At 52.5% G+C, this 14,607-nt stretch carries 15 protein-coding genes; all 15 read right to left on the reverse strand.

The features are described 5' to 3' along the window. Nucleotides 1-734, reverse strand: a 734-nt coding sequence (locus N3G78_09595; GenBank protein ID MCX8118172.1) for a class I SAM-dependent methyltransferase, incomplete at its 3' end; no start/stop codon positions are given. Further along, on the reverse strand, nucleotides 731-2,158 hold the full coding sequence (locus N3G78_09600; protein MCX8118173.1) for a hypothetical protein: 1,428 nt from the start codon (nucleotides 2,156-2,158) through the stop codon (nucleotides 731-733). The genes N3G78_09600 and N3G78_09595, both read right to left, overlap by 4 nt. 285 nt (nucleotides 2,159-2,443) lie before the next feature. Beyond that, complete coding sequence (locus N3G78_09605; protein ID MCX8118174.1) at nucleotides 2,444-2,962, reverse strand: class I SAM-dependent methyltransferase; 519 nt, start codon at nucleotides 2,960-2,962, stop codon at nucleotides 2,444-2,446. 14 nt (nucleotides 2,963-2,976) lie between these two features. After that, nucleotides 2,977-3,972, reverse strand: a complete 996-nt coding sequence (locus N3G78_09610; GenBank protein MCX8118175.1) for a glycosyltransferase family 4 protein — start codon at nucleotides 3,970-3,972, stop codon at nucleotides 2,977-2,979. Then, entirely contained in the window at nucleotides 3,969-4,976 is a 1,008-nt protein-coding gene (locus N3G78_09615) for a glycosyltransferase family 4 protein (protein ID MCX8118176.1), read from the reverse strand. Before N3G78_09615 ends, N3G78_09610 begins: the two co-directional genes overlap by 4 nt. Further along, nucleotides 4,973-5,509, reverse strand: a complete 537-nt coding sequence (locus N3G78_09620) for a class I SAM-dependent methyltransferase (protein ID MCX8118177.1) — start codon at nucleotides 5,507-5,509, stop codon at nucleotides 4,973-4,975. The genes N3G78_09615 and N3G78_09620 overlap by 4 nt, the downstream gene beginning before the upstream one ends. Nucleotides 5,510-5,582: 73 nt before the next feature. Next, nucleotides 5,583-6,185, reverse strand: a complete 603-nt coding sequence (locus tag N3G78_09625; GenBank protein ID MCX8118178.1) for an acyltransferase — start codon at nucleotides 6,183-6,185, stop codon at nucleotides 5,583-5,585. Beyond that, entirely contained in the window at nucleotides 6,182-7,357 is a 1,176-nt protein-coding gene (locus N3G78_09630; GenBank protein MCX8118179.1) for a glycosyltransferase family 4 protein, read from the reverse strand. Before N3G78_09630 ends, N3G78_09625 begins: the two co-directional genes overlap by 4 nt. Next, nucleotides 7,342-8,511 (reverse strand): glycosyltransferase family 4 protein, encoded by a 1,170-nt coding sequence (locus N3G78_09635; GenBank protein MCX8118180.1) that lies wholly within the window; start codon nucleotides 8,509-8,511, stop codon nucleotides 7,342-7,344. Before N3G78_09635 ends, N3G78_09630 begins: the two co-directional genes overlap by 16 nt. Continuing rightward, nucleotides 8,508-9,269, reverse strand: coding sequence for a class I SAM-dependent methyltransferase (locus N3G78_09640; GenBank protein ID MCX8118181.1), 762 nt, complete (start codon nucleotides 9,267-9,269; stop codon nucleotides 8,508-8,510). Before N3G78_09640 ends, N3G78_09635 begins: the two co-directional genes overlap by 4 nt. Next, the gene (locus N3G78_09645) at nucleotides 9,266-10,390 is read right to left on the reverse strand and encodes a DegT/DnrJ/EryC1/StrS family aminotransferase (GenBank protein ID MCX8118182.1); all 1,125 of its coding nucleotides are present in this window, start codon (nucleotides 10,388-10,390) and stop codon (nucleotides 9,266-9,268) included. Before N3G78_09645 ends, N3G78_09640 begins: the two co-directional genes overlap by 4 nt. A gap of 14 nt (nucleotides 10,391-10,404) precedes the next feature. Then, the gene (locus N3G78_09650; protein MCX8118183.1) at nucleotides 10,405-11,403 is read right to left on the reverse strand and encodes a GDP-mannose 4,6-dehydratase; all 999 of its coding nucleotides are present in this window, start codon (nucleotides 11,401-11,403) and stop codon (nucleotides 10,405-10,407) included. Beyond that, on the reverse strand, nucleotides 11,390-12,172 hold the full coding sequence (locus N3G78_09655; GenBank protein MCX8118184.1) for a glycosyltransferase family 2 protein: 783 nt from the start codon (nucleotides 12,170-12,172) through the stop codon (nucleotides 11,390-11,392). The genes N3G78_09650 and N3G78_09655 overlap by 14 nt, the downstream gene beginning before the upstream one ends. Before the next feature lie 84 nt (nucleotides 12,173-12,256). After that, on the reverse strand, nucleotides 12,257-13,366 hold the full coding sequence (gene waaF, locus N3G78_09660) for a lipopolysaccharide heptosyltransferase II (GenBank protein MCX8118185.1): 1,110 nt from the start codon (nucleotides 13,364-13,366) through the stop codon (nucleotides 12,257-12,259). A 103-nt stretch (nucleotides 13,367-13,469) separates the two neighbouring features. After that, nucleotides 13,470-14,531 (reverse strand): glycosyltransferase family 9 protein, encoded by a 1,062-nt coding sequence (locus tag N3G78_09665; protein ID MCX8118186.1) that lies wholly within the window; start codon nucleotides 14,529-14,531, stop codon nucleotides 13,470-13,472. Nucleotides 14,532-14,607: the final 76 nt, after the last annotated feature.

Below are 14,607 nucleotides of genomic sequence, written 5' to 3' on the forward strand. Positions count from 1 at the left end.
ACCACGATCAAAGTATTTCCGCCCATGATCAAAGGATCTGAAAGGGTCTCTTTTAAATGGTAATCTTCCTTTTTCTCTTCCGTCCAGAAAGAGCAGTAGCATCGGATGGCCCACACCAAGGGAAGAAGCCACCTCATTCGCCTTTTTTCCTTATCTCGGTCGAGAAAGAGGATTTTGAATCCACAATGCTCCATCATCAACCTCAAGATCGGAAAGGTCAAAGGAGAAAGGTGGAGCATGTAAAGATGTTCGAACCGATCTCTTCCCAATTTTTTAGGCGAAGGGATTTTAGAAAATAATCCAGTGATGAGAAACCTTAACCTTCTCTCGATATTGAGGTAATTAGGAAGGGTGAGAATCAATTTCCCCCCCGGTTTGAGGACCCGGGAAAACTCTCGAATCGCATTAAAAGGGTTCTCGAGATGTTCGATCCCTTCCACGCAGGTAATCAGATCAAACAGGTCAGCAGGATACGGAAGCGAGCGATTCAGGTCACCAATATCGAGCGTCAAGTCTGGAGCAGAGAAATAAGTTGGATCGATATCACAGCATTGGACTTCGAATCCCAATTTTTTAAGCCGGGCCGCCAAAATCCCCGTTCCCGTAGGGACATCGAGGGCCCTCCCCCTGGGTTCCTTCTGGGCAATCGCCATTACCTTCTCGTGGATCTCCGTCCGGGAGAGGGAGACCATCCCATAGGGCCATTTTGTTGAAGAAGCAATCGGTCGGTTCAATGGAGCCTTTCCTTCACAACCCCCCAAGGGGAAACATAGACAATGCCTCTTTTCCGGCTTTCTCTGACGAGCCGACGGAGAAAGGTCTTTCTACCCCTGATCACAGGATTCTGATGTAAATACCATTTGATAAACCTCAGCCGATCTTTTGGAGATATGAAATGGGGGATTGAGGTGTTGAGTTGGAGGAGATTTTTAAATAGCCTCTTTTCATCTATCTTTTTCCCCAACCGGATATCCTCCAGATCGAGCAGTTTAAAAGACCACTGCTGATCTTCCCTTGAAACGAGAATATTACAGGCCTTCATATCCTGGTGGAAGACCTCTCGTTGATGAAGTCGGCTTAGCCACTGAGAAAAGTCCCGGATGAAACGTTTCTTCGCCTCGTCATCCTCAAAACCCTTGCATAAAAAGCGATCCAGCTCCTCCCCTTCCGGTGCCTCCATAATCAAAAGGCTTTCCCGGGGCAAACCCCGTTCTCGCCTTTCGGCCAAGCCGAGGAGAGGGACGGAGGGCACCCCTCGGACTCGCACCCCGTTCCCTCCCACCCATGCCCTGACCCCTTTAGATCGCCGACACCGCTCTTTCAAACGATCCCACCAATGAGGATAGCAAAATTGCTTAACACATATCCTTTTGTCCCCGGCCTGGAAGATCGAAACCTTGACTTCTGGACTCTGCTTGACCAGCAGGGCTGGAGTCTTTTCGACAAAGGTCCGGTGCCTCTCGATCGCACGGACGAGAAGATCCAAAGGGAAGTCCCTGCGGGAGTAGAAGGTAAACGGTTTATTTTGTTTGACGGAAAATTCGGTGCTCTCTTTTAAACAACGTCTGGTCCGGCTCTCCCATTGTTTTTTTTCGAGACGATTCATCCAGGAATTGATTTTTTGGAAATAGAACGCCTTTTTCTTTTGGTAAGCTAAATCACCCTCAAAGTACTGATCGAGAAATCTTTCGAGCTTCTCTTTCGGCCAGACGAATCTCAAGGAGTGAAAGAGTTGGGCGATATTCCATAATTTCTGACTCATGGAGAGAGAAGGAGAAAACCTCGCCCGGTGGAGATCGGTGAGAAACAGCGACCCACCATCCCAGAGAAAGTTACCGACATGGAGGTCCTGATGAAATAACCCTGCCTGGTGTATCCGGAGAAGCATCTTCACCAGTTCGGTTACAATCCCTTCGTTTCTCAAAAGTTCGGGGTTCTCTGCCAAGGACCCCTCGGAAGGGATCGCTTCCGACATGTAGTAACTTTCCCAGACGAACCCTTTCGATATCCTTTCCATCCATCCCAGAGGGTTCGGGACCTTCAGGCCTCTTTTGCCCGACTGGTAGGCCACGAACCATTCTTTCCTCCCTTTTGAAGGGAAGATGGTATATTTCAAAGCCTCGATCCAGTCTTTCGTCAGATCTCTCTTGAGGAACACCTTTCGTCCGTCCGGTAACAGGAAAAACCCGGTCCACCTCCATTTCGAGTGGCGGATACAACCTCCTCCTAAGGTCAATGCGGAGGCAACCGGATCGAGGAAGAAGGGAGAAGATAGAAACCCAAGCAGATCTTCCCTAATCCATCCTTTCAGGGACCCGGTGGCCACCTTGTGATAAAGGGGTTTAACCATATCGGTTCGGAGATCGCCCCCCTCGTCCTTCGCTCAGCTTTCGAATCTTTCTTTTCAACCTCATCCACAGCCGATCGTCACTTTTCACAAATCTCAGGGGGGGAGCCTTCCCCATTCCTCCTGGGACCCCGTTTTTCGGGCGGTGACCCATATTCCTTTCGGCCGTTTCCGGTCCCCTTCTAAGGTGCAATCCAAAATCTTGAATCGGTTCAGCAATAATTCGATGCCTTGGGGAGTAAAACGCCAGTAATCCTTAGGGGCAGGATGGATTTTAAAATGCATGACGGTGGTTAGGATCAAAAGACCCTCGGGTTTTAACACCCGATAGATCTCATCGATGGCCTTCTGGGGATAGGGGAGATGTTCCAAAGACTCGAGATTAAGCACCAGGCCGATACTTTCGTCGGCGATGGGTTTCATGTCGGCAATGTCGCAAAGGATGTCGATACAAGGGGGATCGAAATCCTGAATGTCCTGCTTGAGGTAACGCCGCCCAGGGAAAAGGGGCTGATAATAATTGGGCTCCCACCCGGCACAGGTATCCAGGATGGGTTCCTCAAAGGGATACCGTTCAATCACCCATTTCACATAATTCACCACGGCCTCTCTCATCGCAGTTCTTTCCTTTAGGGCATGCCAAAAACCCGTTGAAGGATAGAGAGCATTTTCGGAGCACAGGCTTGCAGGGTGTACTGGCTCGCCACTTTCTTTAGGCCTTCCATTCCCATCTTCTCCCTTAATTCTGGATCTTCGATTAAGAGGGACAACCTTTCCATCCATTCCTCCGGTGTCCTGGCGTAAAACCCGTTTACCCCGTCTTCCACCAGATCCCGGTTGATCCCCACCGGGGTGCAGACCACTGGCAGCCCCACCCCCTGATATTGGAGAATTTTCAACCCACACTTTCCCCAGGACCACGGATCGTCCACCAGGGGCATCATCCCGATGTCAAAGCTTTGGAGGTCGGCCACCTCTTCATCGGCCCTCCAATTTTTTTTGATCACCCTTATCGATTCGCAATCGAAGAAGGTGTCGCAGACGATCTTCAGGTCAAGGTAGGAATATTTCCGCCCGAGCTGTTCGAAAATGGGCTTCATTTTCTCAAGATAGTGGATCGACCCATGATCCCCGATCCATCCCAGGGTTATCCGTTCCCCTCGATGCCTATAGTTTTTGGGCCGGTAGCGGCTGATGTCGATAGGGGTGGGGATGACCTCCACGCGGGGATGAAGGGCCAACACTTCCCTCTTTAAAAATTCATTCCCTGCGATGACGAAATCAGAGGCGCGGATCATCTGAGCGAACCGCCTTCTCCGGGAGAGGGAGAGGGGTTGTTCGGATTTGGAATTTCGATACATGACCGCATCATCAAAATCGTAGACGATTTTCTTTGCCCTTTTCCGAAGGAGCCAGAGCCTCGGGTGATTGAATCGTTTCCTTTGGATAAAGACGATATCATAACGAGGAAGCGATCTGAACCATCGAAGGTATTCCCGGGGAGTCCTGGGGAAAAGTTCGACCGTGGCCTCCACCCCGTTGGATTGGAGATAGGAGAGGTATTGGAGCACCCGATACCGACTGGCGGCAACAGTGTATCCTTGGATAAGAAAAAGGACCTTCAACAAATCGCTCTTCCCCCGATCAGGGATTGCAAAACCTGATAAAGTTGGTGAAAACAGACCTCGATACAATAGCCTTCCTTCACGGTCTCGATGCCCTGGCGGCCCATCTCCCTTCGCATGCCGGGGTCCTCGAGGAGCGTCTCCAAATGCCTGACCCATTCTTCCTCGGTTTCCGCCCAGAAACCGTTGACCCCGGGTTTGATGATATCGCGGTTCATCCCCACGGGTGAACAGACTACCGGGAGGCCGACGCTCAAATATTGAAGAATTTTTACACCGCATTTCCCCCTTGACCAGGGGTGGTCCTGGAGGGGCATCACCCCGATATCGAAAGAAATTAAGTCCAGATTCTCTTCCTCCAGGGCCCAGGGTTTATTGATCGTGGGAAGGAATCGGGATTCAAAATGGCCATCGCTGACGATTTTTAAAGCCAAATTCGGGAACCTTGAGGCCAAGGTCCTAAACACGGGCTCTAATTTCTGGAGGTACCGCAAATTACCCTTGGTCCCCATCCACCCGATGATCAAAGGAGAGGAGGAGGTGGGTTCCTTTTTCAAGGGGTAAGCCCTCAAATCGACCGGGGTGGGAATGACCGAGACGTTTTTTCGGGGATCGGCTCTTAACACTTCCTCTCGAAGAAAGGAGTTCCCCGCAATCACCGCATCGCTCTTTTTGACCATCCACTTAAATTTAACCCATCTCGAAAGGGAACGAGGCTTGGGTGAGCTGGAAGACCGGTACATGATGGCATCGTCGAGATCGAAGAGAATCTTCTTCGATTTCCTCCGAATCCATGAAAATTCAATGGGGGAAAGGAGCCTCCTCTGAATAAAGACGAGGTCATACTGGGGGAGCCTCATATAAATAGAAAAACGATCTTGAATCGAGGCGGGCAAGGGCTGCCAGAGAGGCCACACCCCGCGATGCCGGAGAAGGGGGAAATATTGTTCGACTCTAAACCGGTGCCCTTGATCGCTGGAATGGGTAAGGAAAATGATATTCATCCCTTTTCCCGAAGCCCCTTGACGGCCACTATTAAAATCGATTTAGCAAAGTCGACCCCTAAATATCGATGGAGAGGGGCCATCACATACTTTCGAAAGAGATAACGATGGAAGGCGTCGCTATAGGTCCGGTACATCTCTTTGATCTCAAACCCCCGGGACATCAGGATCCCCCCCAGCTCGTCATAACAGTAAGGCTGTTTGTGGGTGGCATCCCGCCAGTAACGCCCGGGGTTAAAGGTATTGGGCGTTGTCAGGATGAGCCTCCCGCCCTCTTTAAGAAGCTCGTAAATCTTCCCGAGCATCTTGATCCCCTCTTCCAGGGGGAGGTGTTCGATCACCTCGAATAGAAAAACCGCATCAAAGGTCTCCTGAATCTCTTCCAGGTCGTAATAATCGTGAAATTGATCGCGATCGACGTCCATGCTTTTGTAAAGGAGTTTGGGAAAATGTTTTTTTAAACGCCTTTCCAAGGCTCGATCAGAGGCCCCTATGTCAAGCACCCGATCGCCATCCCGGAGGTGACGAAGCATCAGCGGAAATCGCTTTTTAAGGATTTTTAAGTCCCATATCTCAGGATATCGCTGGTGGATTTGATTTCGGAACTCAAAAATCCTTGACCAACTCATCCCTTCGACCATCCACTCGCACCCATTCCCTTTTCTCGAAGTCGAACCGTTTCACGACTTTCGCTGGAGCCCCCATCGCCACCGAATAGTCTGGAATATCTTTGGTCACCACGGATAAGGCCCCGATGATGCAGTGTCTTCCAATCGTCACATTGGGCAAGACACAGGCACCATACGCAATCCAAGAATCCGCTCCTATATGGACATAGCCCACCTTGATCTCCTGCTCTTTGCTTGGCCGACGGATATCTCCTGGCTTTCGTGAATTATCGATGATCATCACATTGGGAGAAATCCCCACATTCTCTTCGATGACGATGCGATTGCAAGCGCTTATAAAGCAACCCTCTGAAATAATCACATGGTCTCCAATGAACAACAGGCCCTCTTTCGACCGCTTGTCTTTGGGATGGAGGTTGATGCTCGTATTCCGCTTGATCCGGACATGGTCGCCGATATGAACGAATCGGGGGCGATTGATGACGACCCCCGGTTCAATATAAACATCCTTCCCGTAGGAGCCAAAGAAAAAACGGTTTTTGAGATTGGCCAGGGGATACCAGAATCGTTTCTTTTTCATGGGGAGCATCTTCCTCCTGATTGAATCCCCGAGAATAGTTGGCTGAGGGTGTGCCAGGTCCCTTGATGAGAATACGGCACCATAGCGCCTTCGGGGTCACTGGGGTTTTGACCCGCCCCTCTTTTCAGAAACAGGAGGATGGATTGGGCAAGGGAACCGTGATCTCGAGGATCCGAAAGCACCAAACCCTCTCGATGAGTCCTCATCACCCCACTGGCCCCGTTCCAAGAGGTCGTGATGACAGGCAGTCCGCTTGCTAAGGCTTCCAAGACCGTAAGGGAACAGGCATCGTAATAGGTGGGATGGACCAAGAGATCGGCCGCCCCATAATACTTTTCCGGTTCATCGGTGGAACCCGCAAAAACGATGTCCTCCGAAACTCCAGATTGTTTGGCCAACCGGAGATAAGGGGTCTGCCGATCTCTCCCAAGGATCATAAGTTTGAAGGGCGGGCAACCCCCTTTTTTTAAGTCCCCCAAGGCTCGGATCAAGGTGTGCAATCCTTTCATCCGGAAGTTATTCGACACAAACAGGATGAGGAAGTCCTCTCCGAACCCGTATCGTTTCCGAATTTCATCTCGATATCGGCGATTTTGGGGATGAAATCGAACGGTATCCACTCCGTTGTAAACCACCGCGATCCGGTCTTCTGGAATTTTATACCATTGGATCAGATCTTCTTTGACCATGTCGGAGATGGCGACGATCCTTTTATAGCTTCCTCTTTTAAAAGGGGCGCTCTCGATATAGCCCTGGACCCATTGCTTCGGGCTCAGCACCCTGCCCAAAAATTTGATCGACCGTAAGAGGGGATGATCGTAGGCCTTTAAACTGCGCCAGAACCAGGCCCAATGGACGCCCCCATGGGGTTGAAGCACATCCGCCTCCAAAGTATTTCCCACCCCGAGGGTGACGTCGTATTGTCCTCTTTTGATCTCCCGGGTTGCCTTTATGGCAAAGGATAAGAGACGGAGGCTCTTCGGAAAAGGGATCGTCCTCACCCTGTGAAGCAGAATCCCTTTCACCCCTTCCTCCCAACGCTCTGCATAGACATGGACCTCATAGCCCTCGCCCGCCATCCAAGTGCAGAGGTCGACCACATATCTCTCCGCGCCTCCCCTGCGTTTGGAGAAGTCAGGGATGGCCGTGGCAAACCTTATTTTCCTCTCCATCTCCCCAATTTCATCACCTCTTGGTAGAACCCTTCAACGACCTCGGCCTGTCGGTCCAATCGGAATTCCCGCTGGGCCTTCTCCCGGGCCGCTTGCCCCATCTTGGATCGTAACTCCGGAGCCTTTAAAAGCTGAAGGGTTGCCATCGCCAAATTCTCGGGCGTATCCTCGACGACCAGACCCGTTACTCCGTGATCGATCAGCTCGGGGAGAATTCCCCGGTTCGCCACGATCGATGGTTTTCCCATGGCCATGGCCTCTCGGAGGGCCCGGGCCGTTCCGTCGGAACCGGGCATCAAAAAGACGAAGAGGTCCATACAGGCCAGCGTGTCGAGATAGTGATCGGTCTGATACCCACCGAGAACCACCCAGGGTTCCACGCCGAGCCTCTTCATCGGTTTGAGGACGCTCTCCTCCATCTGGCTCGACCGTCCCACCAGAAGGACCTTGATCTTGGGGTATTCTGGGACGATCTGCTTGATCGCCTCGAGGAAAACCTCGGTCCTCCGATATTTCTGAAATCTGGCCACCATCCCGATCACGATCTCCTCTTCCCCTATCCCGAAGTGGGCTCTCATGTCTTTTCCCGCGATCCGAGTTCGAAATCGTTCGAGATCGAGGGCGGGGTTGGCTTTGCAGATTCGTTCCTTCGGAAAACCGAAATGCCTTTCGACCTTCTCTCTCCCGGTTTCCGAAAAAGTAATGAGGCCATCGGTGAATTTGGAAATCAAGAGGCGATTTCCGATATGCGAGGGGATGGCATCGCGCTTATGGTCTGTCCGGATCACCACCACCGGGCCTCCGGCCCTTCGGGCGGCCATCCCGCCCAGGAGGTGGTCGTGAGACTGGTGGACATTGAGCACTTCGATCTTTTCCGATCGGAGATAATCCGTGAGATCGAAAACGTCCGAGAGGTTATCCCGGATCGATCGAAAGGAGTATAACCTCAAGGGGCGGTTCAGATGAAACTTGTCGGTGGCGAAGATGCCATTCTCTCTGACCCTTCGCTCCAAGCTGTCCTCCACTGGAACGGGAGGTCTCCGATAGGCGAGGATCACCTCGTGTCCCCTCCTCTCCAACGCCTTGCAGAGGTTGAGGATCGGTTCAGAGGGCCCGGTCCATTTCCAGTCGCTGAAGAGATGGAGGATCTTCATCCGGTTCGAAGGTATCCTGGGTCTTTTTCGGCCAGGAGAAAGAGTTTTTTCCCGAAGATCAGGTCCGCCGACATCGTATGTCGAAAAATCTCCCTGTTCCTCTCCCTCTGGAGAGGATTCCTTTCCCTTTGAAAGGCGCGATAGGTGGCCAGGTAAATCAAAGGAAAGAGGAAGAAGAGAACCATCGCCGTGTTGCTGTACTGGTGCGTGGTGACCTTTAGGATCCGAAACCCATTTCGATGAAGCATGACCCTGAGCTCAAAATAATTCGCAAGATGGATATGTTCTCCCCCGGCAAAGGCATCCACCTCGTTACAGGGCCTTCCAGTAAAAAGATTAAAGCCCACCAGAAGGTTTGCCAGCCTCGCCTTTAAATTCAAAAGATTGGGCGTCGTAATCAACAGTTTTCCTTTGGTTTTCAGAACCCGGTAACATTCCCGGATAAACTGGAAAGGGTCCTCGAGGTGCTCGATGCCGTTCGAACAGAGGACGAATTCGAAACTTTCATCGGGAAAGGGCAGAGGGGCATTAAGGTTCGCCCGAAGACAAGAGATCCCTTCTGCGCCAAAGAGGCTGGGTTCGATATCCACCGCCAATACCTCAAAACCGGCCTCCTTTAAACGACGGGAGAGGGCCCCCGTCCCTGCCGGAGCATCCAATAATTTTCCCCTTGGGCCAATATCGGTCAAAATCTTCACCACTTTATCATGGGGGTGTCGGGTCCCCAGGACCTTCTCCCTCAACGACCCATCCCTCATCGAGCCTTATCCCTCTGTGAGAAATATCGAATACCTTCTCCCACTTCCCTGATCTCTTCGTCGCTCAATTCAGGATAGAGGGGAAGGGAGAGAATTTCTCTGGAGCCTCTTTCGGTGACGGGTAGATCTCCCCTCTGGTAGCCCAAATCCTGAAAGGCCTTCTGAAGATGGATGGGGATGGGATAGTGGATGAGGGTTTCAACGCCCTTCGCTTTCAAGAACCGCTGAAGCTTATCCCTCCGTTTCACCCGGATGACGAAGAGATGATAGACATGTTGACTTTTCTCGCTTTCCACCGGGCATTGCACGCCCGTTTCTTGAAGTCTTTCCTTATAAAGTTGGGCTTTGGCCCTCCTCTGGGCATTCCATCGGTCGAGATAGCTTAACTTCACCCGGAGAATGGCGGCCTGGAGTTCGTCAAGCCGGCTATTTCCGGCCCGGAGGGCATGATGGTATTTTTTCCTTTCTCCGTAACACCGAAGGATCCGAAGTTTTTCGTATACCTTCCCGTCATCCGTCACGATCATCCCCCCATCTCCGCCGCCCCCCAGATTCTTGGTGGGATAAAAGCTGAAGCAACCCATGAGGCCAAAGGACCCCACCCTTTTGCCTTGGTACGCCGCCCCATGGGCCTGACAGGCATCCTCGATGATCAGGAGATGATATCGACGGGCAATGTCCATAAGGGAGTCCATCTCTGCGGGTTGGCCGTAAAGATGAACGGGAAGAATGGCCTTTATCCTCTTGCTTCTTCGTTTCTTCAGGAGATGTTCGAGATGACCGGGATCCATATTAAAGGTCGCGGGATCGACATCGACGAAAAGAGGTCTCGCCCCTGTGAAAGCGATGGCCAGAGCGGTCGCAATAAAAGAGTTGGCGACCGTGATCACTTCATCCCCTTCTCCGATACCCGCTGCTTTTAAGGCGAGATAGAGGGCATCGGTTCCAGAATTGACTCCAACGCCATAACGAACCCCACAAAAACGGGCAAATTCCTCCTCGAAGGCGGAGACCTCCTCCCCGAGGACGAACCTCCCCTTTTCCAGGACCCGCCTCGTGGCGGAGAGAATCTCACCCCCGATCTCTCGGTACTGCCTGGTCAGATCGATAAAAGGCACCATCCCTTTTCCTCATTTTATTCCCAATACTCCTTCTTATACCTCCGATAAAAATCAATGGTCTTTCGAAGCCCCTCTTCGAGGTCGGTCTTGGGACTCCACCCTACCACCCTCTTGATCTTTGAGATGTCCGTATAATAATCGCCCGGCTCCACCTCTTTCCGCTCTTTCGTGAATTCCGTGAAGATCACCCTTCCCGTGCCGGCGATCTCTACAATCTTCTTGGCAAGTTCGACAAAGCTGATCGGCACGCCTGTCCCCACATTGAAGACCTCCCCGTACGCTTGGGGGCAGGCCGCCACCTGGAGGAAACAGTCCACGAGATCATCCACATAGAGAAAGTCTCTCAAAATACGGCCATCCCCGAAGACAGGAATCGCCTGGTCGTCGATGGCCTTCCGAATAAACCAGTTGACCACCCCATATTCATCATGGGCCATCTGGTGTCGGGGGCCATAGGTGTTGGTAATTCGGAGGCAGGTTCCGGAGATCTTGTGGACATCATCGTAAACCAGGACCATCTTCTCCGCCGAAAGGTTGGTCACCGCATAGATCCCCTTAGGGTTGGTGGGATGATCCTCCCCCACCGGAAGCCTGACGCTCGACCCGTACTCTCCCCGGGTCCCTGAAAAGATGATTTTCACCGCCGGGTTATTCTTTCGGCAGGACTCGAGGAGGACCAGGGTTCCCCGGCAGTTGATGTCCAGGTCCTGGATGGGATTGCGGATGCTATCCACATGATTGACTTGTCCGGCGAGATGAAAGATGTAGTCCTGATCTTTCACCAGGTAGTCCATCGAATGTTCGTCGCGGACATCGCTGAAATTGATCCGGATCCGATCCACGATCTCTCTTACGTTGAAGAGGTTTCCTCCAAGGCGGGGCATCATATTGTCAACGATCGTCACTTTGGCTCCGAGGTTGACGAGGCGGAGGGCGAGGTTCGATCCGATGAAACCCAATCCTCCCGTGATCAGGACCCGTCTTCCCTGAAAGGCTTCCTCATAGGAGGTCATCGAGATTCTCCTTCTGGGCCCTCTGGATCTCCCAGAGCTTCGCATACTTGATGAAGACATAGAACATGGTCGAGACGATGATGACCAAACCGGGCAGGCCATCCCGAAATCCCATCTTCAAAAGGTATTCCTTGATAAAACGGAAGGGGGGGTGGAATAGGAGCTTGAAGAGACTGAACTTCTCCCCCTTTCGAACCATATCCTCCGCGGCGATTCGAGAATATTTGTCGATCGTCTGAATCTGGTCCGAAATGTCTCGATAGGTATAGTGAAGGTACTTATTTTTGAGGACCTTCACTTTTCCGTCAACCACCACCTTGGCATGAAGTCCGCCCTCCCACCTCCCCTTCTCCCTCCGGTATAGCCTGATCTCGCCATCCGGATACCACCCGCCGTATCGAATCCACCGTCCCAGGTAGTAGGTCTGACGGTAGACGAAAAAACCGTCCACCCCGTCTGCGCCGTCCTTTAAGACCTCTCCGATCTCTTCCGCCAGGGCCCGAGGAACCTCCTCGTCCGCATCCACGAACATGATCCAGGGCCGGGTCGTCAGATCCGCCGCATATTGGTATTGATCCCGATGGCCCCGGAATTCCCTCCGGTAGAGCTTGTCGGTATAACGTTGACAGATTTCATAGGTTCCGTCGGTACTTCCCGAATCCACGACCACCAGTTCCTCAGCCCAGGGAAGGCTTTTCAGACATCGCTCAATGGTTCGACGATTGTTAAAGGTTAAAACATAGACCGAGACTGGAAGTTTATCCCTCATGGCCTTGATCCTAATCAAGGGGGCAGGGTTCCACAACCAATCACCCAATCCTACCGGCCCAATCCCCAATCCTTTCCTCCCCTTTTAAGGAACAAGGGGGGATTGGCAGTGGGCGCTTAGGGGGTGTTCAGGCCTTGAGATTCGGCGATTCGAAAAGGTTTCCCAACCCTTGTCAATGACCTCCTCAACCTCTTCCACCGTGATCTGTTCCATACATCGGTGATCGGTCGGGCAAACCCTTTTAAAACAGGGGCTGCAGGAGACCTCCTTTTTTACAACGACATGTCCCTCTCCCCAAGGGCCGGTGGCAGAAGGATCGGTCGGGCCAAAGATGGCCACCACAGGCGTCCCGACGGCGGTGGCCACATGCATCGTTCCGGTGTCATTCGTGAGGAGAAAGGCACACCGTTCAAGGAGGGCAGCAAGCTGAAGCAGATTGGTCCTCCCAGTAAGGTCTATCCCATCGTTCCCTAAGTGATCCAGGATCCTGCGACCAATCCTCCGTTCCGATTCGCTTCCAAAGATGATCACCTTGGCCTTCCGTGCCCGGGCGAGCCTTCTTCCCAGCTCGCCGAAACGTTCCGGAGACCAGCACTTGGCCGACCCATAGGCCGCTCCTGGATTGAGGCCGACCAATGGGTTCCCCTCCAGCCCCCCCCTCCCCTTTAAAATCTCTTCAGCCCATCCCCTTTCTTCCTCCCCCAGCGGAAGGGAGGGAGAGGATGGAACCTCCTGATGGCCAAGGGATCTTAAGAGCTCGTGATAATAGAAAATCCTGTGGACCCGGAGGAGCTCTTCCTTGCGGACGATCCCGTGGGTGAGCAGGATTGACCGGCCTTCATCCCGATATCCAACCCGGATCGGGACTCTTGCCAAATAGACCTGGAAGGCGGAACGAAAAGACCTCGGGAGGATGAGGGCCAGATCAAACCTCTTCTTTTCTAAGCTCCTCCCGATTCTGAGATCGTCAAAAACGGCCCTCGCCCCTCCTCTCTTCTCAAACGGGATGATCTCGTCGACATAGGGAGAATTCTTCCATAAATCCGCCAGAGGGGCCGGAACCAGGACCGAGAGCATCGCCCCTGGAAATCGCCTCTTCAGGGATTCCACCGTTGGGTAGGTGAGGATCGTATCGCCGACCCAGTTGACCCCCCGGACCAGAATTCGCCTCACCTGATCAAAGTCGACCTTCAAGCTCGATTTCTCTCCTTATTGAAAGGGGACAGGCATCGTGGCTGTCCCCTTTCGATTCATTAAATTATTCTATTTAGCCTCCAAAGTCAATATGAATATCTTTTCAAGTGCTTAGAGACAAGACCTCCTCTGTTGCTTTAAATACGTCCTCCACCGTGATCTCTTCAAGGCAGGTTAACCTCCGGCAGGAACGTTCCCTGCAGGGGTTACAACCCACCTTCTTGACCACCTTTTTGTGAATCCCTATGGGTTCGTTCACAACGGGGTCGGTTGGCCCATAGAGGACCACCACGGGAATCCCCATCAGGGAGGCCAGGTGCATTGGGCCCGTATCCCCCCCGATATAAAGATGGCATCGCCGGTAGACCTCCGCGAGCTGGGTAAGGGAAAATGTCCGTGGCCCGAGGAGGGAATGGCCTTTCATCCTTCCCTGAATCTCTTTGACCCAATCCAATTCCTCGGGACCCCAGGTATAGAGGACGGTGGCTCCAAGCTCCATGGTGAGCCGGTCAGCAAGTTGGGCATAGTGGCCTGGAAACCACCTTTTGTAAGGCGTGTTACGGCTGGTGCCCGGATGAATAGCGATGAGAGGACCTTTGGAAGCAGGGATGGCTTGATCAAAAAAATGGTTTATATAATCCCTGTCCGGCTTTGGGACGAAGACCGGGTAGGGTTGGGGTGGAATCTCGAGGCCCATTCCCTTGAGCAATCTGAAATTCTTCTCATAACGGCTGACCCTTTCAACGAAATCGATTCGGACGTTCGAAAAGAGGAAGTTTCCTTCTCTGCTCGCTCTTCGGCCATAACCGATCCGTTTGGGAGAACCCGAAAAAAAGGAAAGCAGTCCGCTCTTCAGGATGCCGTGGAAGTCGAGCACCAGGTCGAATCTCCTGCTGCGGAGGAGCCGAACCCAGGAGAGGACCTCCCAGGCCGTTCTCATCAGGCCTTGAGCCGATTTCATCCCCCTTTCCCACCTCTTTCTCGGAAAGAGGATCACCTCGTCAATCTCGGGTTGGCTTTCGAGGAGCCCTTGGGAGGGCTCCTCGACCACCCATGAAATAGACGAGGAAGGATGGTGTGCCTTGATGGCTTTTACGGCCGGAAGGGTCCGGATCACATCCCCCACTGCGCTCAGCCTTAAAATTAAAATCCTTTGGTATCCCATCGATCGATCTTACTTATCTCACGCCGATTCTGACTTCGAGGACATCCACGGGCCCTTCCCCATTCCTCCTGCTTCA

It is taken from the genome of Thermodesulfobacteriota bacterium (genome assembly GCA_026415035.1).
In the GTDB taxonomy this organism is placed as follows: domain Bacteria; phylum Desulfobacterota; class BSN033; order BSN033; family UBA1163; genus RBG-16-49-23.

Excerpts from the sequence above, each read along its gene's own strand:
- N3G78_09605 (MCX8118174.1), bottom strand. The coding sequence starts at position 2,962 with ATGAGAGAGGCCGTGGTGAATTATGTGAAATGGGTGATTGAACGGTAT.
- N3G78_09615 (MCX8118176.1), bottom strand. The coding sequence starts at position 4,976 with ATGAATATCATTTTCCTTACCCATTCCAGCGATCAAGGGCACCGGTTT.
- N3G78_09620 (MCX8118177.1), bottom strand. The coding sequence starts at position 5,509 with ATGCTTCGTCACCTCCGGGATGGCGATCGGGTGCTTGACATAGGGGCC.
- N3G78_09625 (MCX8118178.1), bottom strand. The coding sequence starts at position 6,185 with ATGAAAAAGAAACGATTCTGGTATCCCCTGGCCAATCTCAAAAACCGT.
- N3G78_09630 (MCX8118179.1), bottom strand. The coding sequence starts at position 7,357 with ATGGAGAGGAAAATAAGGTTTGCCACGGCCATCCCTGACTTCTCCAAA.
- N3G78_09635 (MCX8118180.1), bottom strand. The coding sequence starts at position 8,511 with ATGAAGATCCTCCATCTCTTCAGCGACTGGAAATGGACCGGGCCCTCT.
- N3G78_09640 (MCX8118181.1), bottom strand. The coding sequence starts at position 9,269 with ATGAGGGATGGGTCGTTGAGGGAGAAGGTCCTGGGGACCCGACACCCC.
- N3G78_09645 (MCX8118182.1), bottom strand. The coding sequence starts at position 10,390 with ATGGTGCCTTTTATCGATCTGACCAGGCAGTACCGAGAGATCGGGGGT.
- N3G78_09650 (MCX8118183.1), bottom strand. The coding sequence starts at position 11,403 with ATGACCTCCTATGAGGAAGCCTTTCAGGGAAGACGGGTCCTGATCACG.
- N3G78_09655 (MCX8118184.1), bottom strand. The coding sequence starts at position 12,172 with ATGAGGGATAAACTTCCAGTCTCGGTCTATGTTTTAACCTTTAACAAT.
- N3G78_09665 (MCX8118186.1), bottom strand. The coding sequence starts at position 14,531 with ATGGGATACCAAAGGATTTTAATTTTAAGGCTGAGCGCAGTGGGGGAT.